The organism is Cylindrospermopsis sp. CR12, assembly GCF_001432185.1.
GTDB classification, from domain to species: domain Bacteria; phylum Cyanobacteriota; class Cyanobacteriia; order Cyanobacteriales; family Nostocaceae; genus Raphidiopsis; species Raphidiopsis raciborskii.
Genome location: NZ_LMVE01000052.1, coordinates 16635 through 30507 on the forward strand (window position 1 = coordinate 16635; position 13873 = coordinate 30507).

At 36.4% G+C, this 13873-nt stretch carries 7 protein-coding genes; 5 read left to right on the forward strand and 2 right to left on the reverse strand.

Annotated features, from left to right (window positions below; translation table 11 throughout):
• Positions 1 to 46: 46 nt before the first annotated feature.
• Both ASL19_RS07430 and ASL19_RS07435 read right to left on the reverse strand, forming a co-directional pair.
• The gene (locus tag ASL19_RS07430) at positions 47 to 1804 is read right to left on the reverse strand and encodes an SDR family NAD(P)-dependent oxidoreductase (RefSeq protein WP_057177849.1); all 1758 of its coding nucleotides are present in this window, start codon (positions 1802 to 1804) and stop codon (positions 47 to 49) included.
• A gap of 150 nt (positions 1805 to 1954) precedes the next feature.
• On the reverse strand, positions 1955 to 7267 hold the full coding sequence (locus ASL19_RS07435) for a type I polyketide synthase (protein WP_057177870.1): 5313 nt from the start codon (positions 7265 to 7267) through the stop codon (positions 1955 to 1957).
• Positions 7268 to 8413: 1146 nt separating this feature from the next.
• Here ASL19_RS07435 and ASL19_RS07440 point away from each other — a divergent pair.
• From ASL19_RS07440 to ASL19_RS07460, 5 genes are all read left to right on the forward strand, one after another.
• The gene (locus tag ASL19_RS07440; RefSeq protein WP_006277770.1) at positions 8414 to 9622 is read left to right on the forward strand and encodes an ABC exporter membrane fusion protein; all 1209 of its coding nucleotides are present in this window, start codon (positions 8414 to 8416) and stop codon (positions 9620 to 9622) included.
• 3 nt (positions 9623 to 9625) lie between these two features.
• Positions 9626 to 10804: an ABC transporter permease DevC gene (gene devC / locus ASL19_RS07445; RefSeq protein ID WP_006277769.1), complete on the forward strand. Its 1179-nt coding sequence runs from the start codon at positions 9626 to 9628 to the stop codon at positions 10802 to 10804.
• An 82-nt stretch (positions 10805 to 10886) separates the two neighbouring features.
• Positions 10887 to 11903, forward strand: a complete 1017-nt coding sequence (locus ASL19_RS07450) for an NAD(P)-dependent oxidoreductase (protein WP_057177871.1) — start codon at positions 10887 to 10889, stop codon at positions 11901 to 11903.
• A gap of 49 nt (positions 11904 to 11952) precedes the next feature.
• Positions 11953 to 12462 (forward strand): DUF2141 domain-containing protein, encoded by a 510-nt coding sequence (locus ASL19_RS07455; protein ID WP_057177850.1) that lies wholly within the window; start codon positions 11953 to 11955, stop codon positions 12460 to 12462.
• Between the two features lie 89 nt (positions 12463 to 12551).
• Positions 12552 to 13805 carry a glycosyltransferase family 2 protein gene (locus ASL19_RS07460; protein WP_057177851.1) on the forward strand — a complete coding sequence of 418 codons (1254 nt, stop codon included), beginning with the start codon at positions 12552 to 12554 and terminating at the stop codon, positions 13803 to 13805.
• Positions 13806 to 13873 lie beyond the last annotated feature (68 nt).

Below are 13873 nucleotides of genomic sequence, written 5' to 3' on the forward strand. Positions count from 1 at the left end.
CGATTCCCCAAACGTGATTACTAGATTTCTATATCTACATTATCTGTTACTTCTTGCTCAACATTTTCATAGGCCAAATAACCGCTTTTGCTCCCAAAATTCGGGAGTAGATTTCTCCTGATTCACTATGCAAAATAAAGTTAGCTGTTACCCCTGTATCAGTTTTATTTTCCACTTCACAGGAAACATAAAATGGTGAATTACAAGGAATAGTTAGAAATTGTTCCCAATAAGTCAACTGTCCTGGTAGACAGACCTGCTGATGAAAATGATTTAACCAAATCCACAATGATTGAGTACTAATATCTGTGGTGTAGGGATTATGCCATTTGACCGGAAATTGCCCCTGATCGGTTTCGGAAATTGTTTGCCAACAACACTCCACAGTGATTTTCTGTGGGTTTACATTTAGAACCCTACTAATTTCCTGGAATGCTGGACCGTGAAACAAGGAAGAATCACCATTTTGATAAAATTGTTTGCCCCTAGTAGTGATAACATTGTCCTCCTTTAGATTCAGGGACTCATAAATTGGTGCTTTTGGTATTTTCCCTACCACTGTGACAATAGCAGAGAAATGAAAATGGGTTTTACCTTGAGAATTTTTACTCAAAATTTTGGTTTGAAATTCAATTAACTCACCATCTACTTTGGAGATTTCTTGAATTTCTAGAATGTACTCTGATCCTAATTTAGAGTTGAAAGAGATACCTTTTAGCACCTTAAATTCCCGACAGTGTAAGTAGCGATATCCCGGATAAATTTCTTCACAAGCATGAACCATCCAAGACATAGCACAAGTAGCTGGTAATACCTGTACACCTGCAATAGTATGATCATATAAAAAGGGATTTTGCTCCAAGGTCATCCTGCGATAGATACGGTAGCTTTTCAATTCACTATCCAGGGGTGTGGGAGGTAGGTTCATTGGACTACCAATGACAACTTGGGATTGATTTTTAAACACTGGATGCAGCTCATTAACTAGCATTTGAGTACCAGTTTCCACAGGAATAATATCAATTCCTCGTTCGGTAAATGCCTTCTTTAATTGCGGTGTTACCATACCACTATCCCAACCACCCCAGTTAATAGCAACTACATGAGTTTGAGGATAATGTTTTTTAAATTGATGAGCCGATTTATTCAGAATTTCATTAGCTATAGCATAATCAGTCTGACCAATATTGCCATAAAAACCACTCACGGAAGAGAAGAGGACTAAATGCTTTAAATGCTGAGGATCACAAGAGTTAAGTATGTTTTGTAAACCCTGAACTTTGGCATTATAAACTTTTTCAAAATCGTCAGCGGTTTTCTTTTCAATTAATTTATCTGCCAAATTTCCAGCTCCGTGGATAATACCTGTAATTTTACCAAATTTTTGACAAACATCACGGAGTTTATCCTGTAAAACTTTCCCATCAGTAACATCAACATTAATATATTCAGCTTTTGCTCCTGTTTGTTCGATTGCTGCTAAAGTCTTTTTAATTTCCCGAACAGAATTAATTTGATTGAATATTTTCTGTACCATCATGGGTGTGGGTTTTTCACCTTGGGAGATTAAATTTTCCATGATGCGTTTTTTTAAAACGGAGTCTTCTAAGCAATCATGAGCGTAACCAGGTTCTGGAGTAATTTCTGAACGACCTAAAAGAATAAAAATGCCAGAATTACTCGAACTACCAAAATTACCAATTTGACTTTGTGCCAATTTAACCGTACACTGGGCAGTGATTCCCTTAGCTCCACCACTAACTACAAACACCGATGATGGAGGAATTTGAAAAGTTGTTATCATATATTTCTCACTCTATTATTGAACTTAGGAGACAGGGAACAGGGAATATATATTTTCTGGCTAAACTTATAATTCCTGGTTCCCTATATAAGATGGGTTGAGGAACGAAACCTAACCTACATTCATCTTATATTTAATTCCACCCACCTACTAATCAGCTGTTGCTACAAGAGTCACTCTTCCCTTAGAACCATAACCAACCTCACCAATATATCGGTTAGAATCATATAGTTCGGCTACAATATATTCTGCTGACTGGTGTGGTTCTAACTTAGGACTTAAATCAATCGCTTTCAAAAATACCTTTGGCCATTCCCATCTCAAACTCTTGGTCAATCCAAATAATCCTCCCCCAATAATTCCGAAGTTTTCTGTATGATCTAAACCAAATGTACCGTCAAGATGAACAACTGTGCAAAAACTAACTCTTCCTTCCAGATTGGCAGCATTATTCAGTGATTGTTTCAAGTGTTTAGCTATCAAAAAGATATGTTTAACAATTACCTTTTCGGTTTCTAAATAGGCAAGATTGGTAGTTGAGAAGTACGGATGAAGATGAATAAATGCTCCAATTTTACCATATTGAACACTAATACTTTGCAGTAGTAATTGTAGATGTTCTTCGCTCATATTTGCCAGATTGATGCGAGTGACTCCTACTGGTAATGGTGACCGTTCTGGAACAATTGATTGGGGAAAACTTAAAACTACTACCTTCCAACCTTTATCTATCAACCCATGAACTAATTTTGTGGTAGTTAGAGAACCATCGTCAGTAATTAGTCCTATATGTCCTCCAGGTAATTGGCATTCCCAAAAATCGGGTTCCGGTAAGATTTTCAATTTAACTGGACGACGGGGAAGATTAGGGTCAATAGTAGGTGGTGGGGTTAAATCCACCACCGTGGCTTTTATTTGCTCAAAATCAAGATTTTTTTTTTCAACCACCACCAGACTTTGGAGGTAGTTAACTATCTGTCTAATTGTCCTCAGGTCTCCTAATTCCTCTAAGTTAGGTTTAGGTAAATCTGGGTATACTTCTTGCATTCCCCCTAATATTTCTACCCTTTTTATGGAATCTATCCCCAGGTCAGCTTCCATGTCCATATCCAGTTCTAACATCTCTACTGGATAACCAGTTTTTTCACTGGTAATTTTTAACAAGGTTTCAGCTATACTGCTGTATTCATCACTGGTAGGGGGGGAATGGGGAATGTCAACTGGAGAAGGAATGATCAATTCAGATGTTACTTTGGGATCCACATTCTTAACTATATGCTCAGAATGATTCACCTGGTTAGTAGTCGGGTTGGTTAGGACTTGTTTTTCTAGATATTCAACTATTTGACCAATGGTGCGTTTTTCCGCTAGTTCTTCCAAATTAGGCTTGGGTAAATCGGGATATAATTCTTGTAACCCACCTAATATTTCCACCCGTTTGATAGAGTCAATTCCTAAGTCAGCTTCCATATCCATGTCAAATTCTAACATTTCTATGGGATAACCAGTTTTTTCGCTGGTGATAGATAGAAGACTTTTACCTATGTCTTGAATATCAATTGCGGATTTTTTCGTTTGGGAACTTATAGCAATTTCCGTAACTGGTACAGGTGGTTGTTCAACCCTGGTCTCCGGGATGGGTGTTATAACTGGCTGAGTTTCTATAATTGTTGGTTGTGGAATTTCTACTTCCAATGTTTTACTAGTAGAGCTAACAACCATTTCTGACACAGTTAGTTGGGAATTTTGTGGCGAAATCTCCCGCAGATTTTCCGTGTGTATATCCGTAAGTTGGAGGGGAATTACAGGTGTTAGTTCTTCTGCACCGTCAATTAGCAGTGAATATTCCTGTTGGATGAGGTGGAAAAAATTCTTGGTATGTTCTAACTGTTCCCGTAAGTATTGTTCATGAATGCGCAGGGTTTCCGCTTGCTGATGATGAAATTGCATCATGCTGCGCTCAAAGCTGTCCATGATTGATTTTTTAGTTTCCCCAGTTTCAGGAGATTTATTATTCATAAACAAGGTATTCTGTTGCTGAACTAATTGAAAAAAAGTCTTGGCATATTCGATTTGATGCTGGAGGTAAGTGTCATGAATCTGTAAGTTATCACTTTGACTATTTTGGAATTGGCTAAGGAGATTTTCTAGACTAGCTAAAACCTGTTGAAACTCAGTATTTTTATCTGATATTGTCATTTTCCCTCCTAAAACCTGTACCATTGGGTAAGTTAATATGGGTAACTGTTCCTCAGCTCGAAGGCTGGAATTAATAGGATTAGCAGAATTCATTTGGGGGTCTGTTGATAAAGAACTGATAATTGATGTTTGTTGATCTCTGTTACCATTGCCATTAGTAGTATGTACTATTTCAACTACTTCTTTTTCTGGTATAAGTTCAGAAGGTTTATCAATTACTGAAACCGGTTGAATTTGTGGAACACCCTGAATTTTAAACCCATCATTTAGTGCTTTTTCAAAGGCATTTTTAGTTTTTTCTGAAACGTAATTAATACCTTTGAGTTTAACATTTAAACTTTTTTGGCTGATTTCTTTAGAGAATATTTCTGGTAATTGGTATGGGTCAATATTACCTAATTCCATACCCAGAACCTGTAGTTGTACCGCTGCTTCTCTAAGGGAAATATCACTACTTTTTTGAGTGCTAGGATTCAAAGATATAGTAATATGTGGACGTTCTCCCAAAATATCCTTAACTAGGTTGGTCAGAATCCGTTTTGGTCCAAATTCCACAAAGCAATAACCACCAGCAGCATAGATATTTTCTATTTGCTGTGTAAAATTAACTGAACTGGCCAGATGACTTTCTAATATCCGTTGAATCTTATCCGATTCTTGAGGATACTGTTGAGCTGTAACATTGCTAAAAACGGGAATTTTAGGATTGAGTAATTTGACAGATTTAGTGGCAATAGCAAAGGATTTTTGGGCAAATGCAATTAGGGGGGTATGGAAAGCAGCAGCAACAGGTAAGAGTACAGCACCATAGCCTAAATCTTGAAATTTCTGATGAATTTTCTGAATTTCATGGCTAGGACCAGCTAAAACTACTTGGCTAGGAGAATTAAAATTAGCAATCGTAATTTTTGGGAAATTTTTCAGTACTAATTCTACCTTGCTAATTTCTTCCTTGACTGCTAACATACTACCTGCATCATGGTCAGGATCTTTGGGCGCAGCCATTGCCTTTCCTCGAGCTTTTACTAAGTATAAATAATCTGATTCACTCAAAACTCCTGCTGCTAGTAAAGCAGTCAATTCTCCAAAACTATGACCAGCAGTGAAATCAGATTTAAACCCAGCTTGCTGAAAAATAGAATACAAACCAGCACTAAAAACACCTATAGCAGGTTGTGCATATTCGGTTCTTTGTAAAGTGGCAATTTGGTCAGCTTTCTCTGTTTGGTTAAAGGTAGGATGGGGAAAAACTACTTGGGAAATTGGCTGTAAATTATCCTCAATTAACAGGCTATCCATTAATCCATATAGGCGACGTAAAGCCGGGAAATTCATCACAGCTTCTCTACCCATCTCTAAATATTGAGAACCTTGACCTGAAAATAGGGCTACTACTTTCCCCCTTAATTTAATACCAGAAGCTCGATAATAAATCCCTTGAGGATGTTCCCAGTTCAGGGTAGATTGTTTATTTTTTAATAGATCAATGCTCAGAGCTAATAGTTTACAAGCATCCGCTTTATTCCCAGCTACAAAGCCAATTCTTGCTGCATTCTGAGGAATCTGAATATTCCTGCATTCCTCAACTAACTGAGAATAGTATCTGTTACTATCTCCAGCTTGTAAATTCTCTAAACTTGTCTCTAAATTTTTAATTAGCTCACTGGGATTAGGAGCAGAAAATAAAATTTGACTGGCCACATCATGTAGACGATAAGGTTGTTGTTGTTCCTGTTGATATTCTTCCAAAACCAAATGATAATTGGTACCACCAAAACCAAAGGAGCTAACTCCCGCTCTTCTGGGTGATTCACTCTCTCCACGTATCCAAGGTCGAGTTTCAGTATTCAAATAAAAGCAGGAATTTTCAATATCTAACTTAGGATTAGGTTCAGTAATATTGATAGTTGGCGGTAATATCTTATGATATAGCGCCAAAGCTGTTTTCACTAAACTTGCTGCACCTGCTGCTGCTTTCGTATGCCCAATTTGAGATTTGACACTACCTAGGGCAATATATTGTTTTCTTTCATCATGTTTACTGAAGAAGCTTTGTAAGGAAGCAAACTCCGTTGGATCTCCAGCCATAGTTCCTGTACCATGTGCTTCCATTAGTCCTAATGTCGTAGGAGAAAAACCAGCATCGTTATAAGCCCGTTCTAAAGCTTTCACTTGTCCTTCCTTTCTGGGAGCATAAATGCTCTTATAGCGTCCATCACTGGAAGTTCCAATACCCTTAATTACAGCATAAATTCTATCACCATCTTTTTGTGCATCTTCTAGCCTTTTGAGAACTAACATGGCGATACCTTCACCCAACATCATCCCATCGGATTTAGCATCAAAGGGTTTAACATTTTCACCAGGAGAAACCGCAGGAGTTTTACTAAAGGAAATGTAAGCCATGATGGTGTTATCTGTATCTACACCACCGGTTAACATCATATCGCTCCGATATTCTACCAGTTCACTAATAGCCATTTTTAAAGCACCAAATGAACTAGCACAAGCAGCATCAACAACACAGTTCATACCACCAAAGTTCAATCGGTTGGCAATACGTCCTGCTACGACATTTGCTAGCATTCCAGGAAAAGCATTTTCATCCCATTTAATGTAGGCACTTTTGATTTTTTCGACGATTTTTTGAGTATCTTCTGGTGATAAACCACTACTTATCAGAACTTTTTCCCATACGGGATATTCTAATCTAGCTGATAATGGCATACCTAATTGTTTAGCCATTGCTACCCCTAAGATTACCCCCACATTCTCTCGATTAAATTCACGAGCTTCACCATAACCAGCATCTTCCATTGCTTCTTTGGCAACTACTAAGCTCAAGAGTTGCGATACATCAGTAACTTCTAAAATGCTAGGAGGAATGCCAAATTCCATGGGGTTAAAATCAACTTCAGGAATAAATCCACCCCGCTTACAATAGGTTTTATCCTCCGGTGTTCTAGGATTGGGATCGTAGTAATCTTTAACACTCCAGTGGCTCTCTGGAACATCAGTAATACAATCAGCTTTACTCACAATATTTTGCCAATATTGTCTTAAATTTCTTGACTGTGGTAGTAGAGAAGCCATCCCCACAATAGCAATGGGGTTCTGTTGCAGTTGTCTGTTAACTTTCTTAGTTGAGATTTCGTTTCCTGAATTCATTTTTCTTGCCTCTATAAATCTAATCAAATCATTTTCACAACTGTTAATTAGGTTCTCTAACTCTGCTAAGGCAGTATTTATTGAATCAGCAGACATCATGGCATATGGTAATTTTGGGGAATGGTAACTTTTAAGCTACAGTAATTTCTATAGCGGGGATATTAATCAAACAATCATGAAATAATACTATACACTGTTGTCTTTCCTTTTCTTGTTTGTTTAGAAACATTATCAGTGATTAATTGGCGGATTTCATAATTACCCTAGCTTTCTCAACTTTATGCTGGCATTGATTTAGCAAGCAAGTTGGGATAATCTATTTTATGGTATTCTGGGAATATAACCCGCTACATCTGCTACAGAAATAATATTTATTGTCTGGTGGTCTAACTCGGAACTTAGAGAGATTAAGAGAATGATTCATTTCCTACTTTCTCCTGTTTAATTAATTTAAAGAATAGCACAATTTAAAGAAATTCAATAGTTTACTTCCACTAGATTGAGACAAATATTTCTACTTCAGGCAATGATTTGTATTTCCCTGTTGCATTTAGCAGTATACTCCTGAACTAAAATCTATCTGATTATGTGAGTAAATTCCACCCTTGTTCTCCTATGGAAAATTGAGATATCAATGCTTTTATCATATCTGTAATCTAACTTACAAATTAGCAAATACACTCCCAATCCAGATAAATTATCATATTTTATCAAAAAAACATGATAATTTATCTTTGATATTTGATGAATTCATAATATACTCATATCTTGGCTTTCCATAGTTATTTAGTGAGCAAATCTTAACTTGTGAATGTAATTAACTATTAAAAGTAATATACTGAATTTGTGATGAAATGATTATATTTTTGAAAAAAATAGATTCTAGTTAACATTCGGCAATTATGTGGAGAAATCATCATAAATGAGTTAATTTACTTAATTTTATAGATTGACAAAATTCTGAGCCTTTGGCAGAATAAGAAGTAGGGTTTTTGTTTTAAATTAGTGTGATCAACTATTTTTGAGAGACTATGAAAAAATAATCTCATGCTTTAGTCATCTCGGTAACTTAGATATTTTTTAGTGATTCGTATTTATGGTTACTTTGTTGTACTCTAATTCAAGATAGAAATAACTGTAATTAGAAGTTGGTTTAACATCTATTTACAATTAAATTTTTCGCTTATTAGGAGTTTGTGAAAAGATTGAATTACACCTAAGTAGAAAAGAACAGGAGCAAGTATGGTAACGAGCAAACAAAATCAATTATTAATACATGCTGCTAAGAAGTGGAAAATAATTATTGCTGCTTCCCTTGCTATAGCTGCTGGTTTAGCATCTTTCTCTAGCTTTTCTCAGTTAAAACTAAAACCCAATTTTCCTATCAACTCTTCCCCAGTAAAAACCCAAAAAGCACCCAAAGTGAAATTTTATGTCACCGCTTTGGGGAGACTACAACCACAAGGAGAAATTACCTATTTATCTGCTCCCAATTCTATTAATGGTGTACGTGTAGAAAAGCTATTAGTGGAAGAGGGTAAGCAAGTACAAGCTGGGGAAACTTTAGCATATCTAGAGAATTATGAACGATCAAAGGCTGCAGTCAAACAGGCATTCAATAAATTATTAATTGTTAAATCAAGACTAGCGCAAGTTAAAGCGGGAGCAAAAGTAGGAGATGTGAATTCTCAAAAAGCAGTGGTGACCAGATTATACTCACAGTTAGAAGGTGAAGTGACCACACAAACAGCGACAATAAATCGTATTCAAGCTGAAGTGGAGAATGCTACCAAAGAGAGTGATCGCTATCAAAAACTATACCAAGATGGGGCAATTTCTGCTGCCATTTTAGATACCAAACTGCTACAATTGAAGACATCACAACAAAAGTTAATGGAAGCTAAAGCCACACTACAAAGCAGTAAGAATACTTTAGAGAATCAAATTCAAGAAGCTAAAGCCAGACTAGACAGTATTAAAGAGGTAAGAAATGTAGATGTAGCTTTAGCACAGAGCGAGGTTGAGAGTGCAGAAACTGCTATTCAGCAGGCAAAAGCAGATCATGATTTAACTTATATTAAATCACCCATAGATGCCAGAATTTTAAAAATTCATGCCAAAAATGGGGAAATTATAGGTATTTCTGGATTTGCAGAGCTAGGAAAAACTTCGCCAATGAATGTCATCGCTGAAGTTTATCAGACCGATATTCAAAAAGTGAAAATTGGACAAAAAGCGGTTATTACCAGTGGAGCATTTTCTGATAAAATACGAGCAACAGTGAAAGAGATTGGTTGGCAAGTTGACAAACAAAGCATCTTTAGTATTAACCCAAGTTCAGATACAGATCGGAGAATTGTTCATGTTAGATTAGTCATTGATTCTCCAGATGATAGCCAAAAAGTATATCGACTAACCAATTTACAGGTAGATGTTGCCATTGAAATTTAGTTTATGAATCTAAAAATTCCTTTAGCGTGGCTACAGTTAGCCCAGCAAAAACTACGTTTTGTTGTAGCTATAGCTGGGATTGCTTTTATCGTACTTTTAATGTTCATTCAACTGGGTTTTCAAGATGCACTATATTCCAGTGCAACAGCAGTACATCAAAATCTCAAGGGAGATTTATTTATAGTCAGTTCCCAATATAAATCTTTGACCTCAAATCAAAGTTTTTCTCGCAGTCGTTTATACCAAACTTTGGGATTTAATGGTGTAGAATCAGTCAATCCCATGTATTTACAATTTGCCAAGTTAAAAAACCCAGAAACTGGAGAAAAATACTCAATTTATGTAATTGGATTTGATCCGGCAAAATCTCTAATGAATATTCCAGAGGTTGAAGAGAATCTGGATAAACTAAAAATTCCTGATATGATGTTATTTGACAGAGATTCTCGCCCGGAATTTGGTCCGATCGCTAAAAGATTTGATCAAGGGAAAACAGAACAGACAATTGAGATTTTCTCTTTTGATTCTCTGCAGGGCTATCGAGTTAGAGTGGGGGGGTTATTTAGTTTAGGTCCCTCTTTTGGGGTAGATGGTAACTTGATTGTTAGTGACTCCACCTTCGTGAGAATTAATCCCCTACTTCGTCCTTCTGAAAAAATAGATGTTGGTATTATTAAACTAAAACCAGAAGCTGACCCAAATCAAGTTTTAAAAAACTTACGGGTTAATTTACCCAATGATGTGCAGATTTTTACCAAACAACAATTCATTGATTTTGAAAAGCAATATTGGGCAGCAAGAACACCCATTGGATTTATTCTCAATTTGATGTTAACTATGGCTTCGGTAGTAGGTGTGGTGATTGTCTATCAGATTCTCTATAGTAATATTGCCACCCAATTTATCGCCTATGCCACATTAAAAGCCATTGGCTACGCTAATGGTTATTTATTGAATGTGGTTTTTCAACAAGCCCTGATATTGGCATTACTAGCATATATACCTGGATTTTTAATTTCTGTGGGTCTATATGATTTTGCAATGAAAGCTACCCAATTACCAATTCTCATGACCTCTAATAATGCCATAATTGTTTTAATTTCTACAGTGTTAATTTCCATGACATCAGGAGCATTGGCAATTAACAAACTCCGATCTGCTGACCCTGCGGATATTTTCTAACTTATGACTAACTGATTTGGAAAATTTAATTTCCAATAATTCTCCTAACTCCCATAATATTAAATCCTACCAGATCAATATGATGAATCTCAATAACAAAACCATTCTCATTACAGGTACAGATGAATTTATTGGCTCCCGTGCAGCAGAATTAGCAGTAGGTCAGGGTTTGAAGGTAAGAGCTTTACAAGCTGACCCATTTTTAGATAAAACTTCAGGTGAAAGTTTGGAAAAATTGGGAGTAGAGATTATAATTGGTAGCATTAATGATCCAGGGATAGCTACAAAAGTTTGCCAGGGAGTAGATATAGTTTTACATACTAGTCAACTGACGGAGGAGGGGGGAGACATAAAAAAGTTCCGAGAAATTAATGTTGGGGGAACTTGTAATATTGCCCAAGCAGCAAAGCAGGCAAAAGTGAAAACATTTATACACCTTTCCAGTGCTTTAGTTTATGGATTCAATTACACCCCTAATGTGGCAGAAACGGAAACATTATCTGGGGATAATAATCCTTATTGTCAAACTAAAATAGAAGCAGAAATAGAGATTTTAAAACTTAACTCACCTCCGGATTTTGGGGTGACTATTATTCGTGCAGGAGATGTGTATGGACCAGGTAGTGTTCCTTGGATTGTTCGCCCAGTCCTGATGATGAGACAAAAGTTATTTGCCTATCCCAATGATGGTAAGGGAGTGATGAATCACCTATATGTTGATAACTTAATTGATGCCATATTTTTAGCAATGGCACAACAAACCTATGGAGAAGTTTTTAATATTACAGATGGGGAAAATACTTCATGGAAAGAATATTTTACCCACCTAGCAGCTATGGAAGGTTTACCTATTCCTATGTCTCTTCCTAAAGAAGAAATGAGGTTATTTTTAAAGGTACGTAATCAGGGACAAAAATTGTTTAGAAAGAAGGTGGATATTCTCCCAGAATCTGTTGATTTTATGAGCCGTCCATATTCTTATTCAATTGCTAAGGCTAGGAGTATATTGAACTATCAACCAAAAATTAGTCTGGAAGTAGGTATGAATAATACCCATCAATGGTTACAGACAACTGATATTCAAAAACTTATTAAATAAGGATTCAAGCAGTTAACTAACTAATATCATTCAGGAGTTTATTTCAACAATGTCTAAGATTTTCAGAATTTCTCATTTACTGGTAACCACCCTATTAAGTTTGAGTTTTCCTCATCCAGTAGGAGCAACACCTGGAACAATATTGCAAATAAATCCTCCAGTATCAACCCCATCAACCACAGAACTGACCGTAATAGTGAACGGAATACTTAACAAAACTGGTGATATTTGTCTAAGAGTTTATAACTCAGAAGTTGGCTTCCTTACGAATGGTTCTAGTGAAGTGAAAAGTGGCTGTACAAAAATTACTGGTAGTTCTGTAAAAACCGTATTCTCTGGATTAAAACCGGGAACCTATGCAGTAGCAGTAATGGACGATCAAAATGGAGATAGAAAACTGAACAAGGACTTTTTTGGCATTCCCACAGAAGGATTTGGTATTTCTCGAGATCCCATAGTTTCCATGCGAACTGGTATGCCAAAATTTCGTCGCGCTAGTTTTAAAATGACCCAGAATACCACCATTGATATTACTATGAAATATTCTTTAGATCCCTAAGTAATAAATAGTCATGGGGATGTGGGGATAGTAAATGACGAATTCTAATTTTTTTCCTTTTATCACCGGTACTAAGTGGTAACCTAATCATGTCAGACCTGACTAAATTTTTATCTGAGTCCCTGATGGTTTGGTTAATCATTCAAGTAGGTTTAACTCTAATATTTTTATGGTATCTAGAAACCTACAAACAACCATCGGATAGTGAACTACCAAAAACGGCAGTAATTTTATGTTTACGTGGGGCTGATCCTTTTTTACCTCACTGCGTGCGATCGCTATTGAATCAAAACTATCCCGAGTATGACCTGAAGTTAATTATAGATAGTAGGGAAGATCCAGCGTTTAAAATTGTTCAAGAAGTAATCAATGAAACAGGGGCAAAAAATATTGAAGTTAGCATTTTGAAGACAGTGCGTCATAACTGTAGTCTTAAATGTAGTGCTTTAATACAGGGGGTTTCAGATTTAGATGAATCATATCAGGTAGTGGCATTAGTAGATGCTGACACCATAGTTCATAGTAACTGGTTAAAAGAATTGGTCATTCCGCTGATGGATGGAACAACAGGAGTAACCACAGGAAACCGGTGGTATGTACCCACAGGAAAATATTGGGGTTCCCTAGTACGTTACACAGGGAATATTTCTACCGTCATACAAATGTTTCTGTTTCAAATTCCTTGGGGTGGTAGTTTAGCAATCAAAAAAAGCGTTATTCAAGAAACCCAACTAATAGAGAAGTGGGGACAAGTACTTGGTGATGACATACCAATGCATAAAATCCTCCAAAAACAGGGATGGAAAATTAAATTTATTCCTTCTGCGCTAATTATCAACCGAGAAGAAATTAACTTATCTGAGTTACTTCCCTCTCTACAACGTCTAATACTTTGTTCTCGACTTTATCACCCCAAGTGGTTAGCATTAATCTGTGAAGCTGTTTCTAGCATAGTTTTTCCTGGGCTGACACTTTTATTAACTCTAGGAATGTTACTAGTAACTGAAGGAGAAAAAGTATTGTCTTTACTGCAATCCTATAGCCTTTATATCCTGGGACTGCTCCTGCTGATTTTAGTCACACAGAGGAGGGTTGAAAAAATAATTTATCAGCAGCAACAACCAATTACTGAAATTTCACTAACCACCATTATTAAAATGTTGATTGCCATTCCTTTAACCCAGTTAGTTTATGGTTTAGCAATCCTATCTTCCATATCCACATCAACCCTAACCTGGCGTGGAATCACTTATAAAATCAATGATAAGGGAAATATTAACTTAGTTGCATATCATCCTTATCAATGGTTAGATCAACCGACCGATCCAAAAATGTCTCTCTAATTTTATTGATTTTCTTATTTCTAGTATCCTTGTTGGGTAATTGTGTTAATTATCCGCTGGATTAACTG

Excerpts from the sequence above, each read along its gene's own strand:
- devC (WP_006277769.1), top strand. The coding sequence starts at position 9,626 with ATGAATCTAAAAATTCCTTTAGCGTGGCTACAGTTAGCCCAGCAAAAA.
- ASL19_RS07460 (WP_057177851.1), top strand. The coding sequence starts at position 12,552 with ATGTCAGACCTGACTAAATTTTTATCTGAGTCCCTGATGGTTTGGTTA.
- ASL19_RS07440 (WP_006277770.1), top strand. The coding sequence starts at position 8,414 with ATGGTAACGAGCAAACAAAATCAATTATTAATACATGCTGCTAAGAAG.
- ASL19_RS07430 (WP_057177849.1), bottom strand. The coding sequence starts at position 1,804 with ATGATAACAACTTTTCAAATTCCTCCATCATCGGTGTTTGTAGTTAGT.
- ASL19_RS07450 (WP_057177871.1), top strand. The coding sequence starts at position 10,887 with ATGAATCTCAATAACAAAACCATTCTCATTACAGGTACAGATGAATTT.
- ASL19_RS07435 (WP_057177870.1), bottom strand. The coding sequence starts at position 7,267 with ATGTCTGCTGATTCAATAAATACTGCCTTAGCAGAGTTAGAGAACCTA.
- ASL19_RS07455 (WP_057177850.1), top strand. The coding sequence starts at position 11,953 with ATGTCTAAGATTTTCAGAATTTCTCATTTACTGGTAACCACCCTATTA.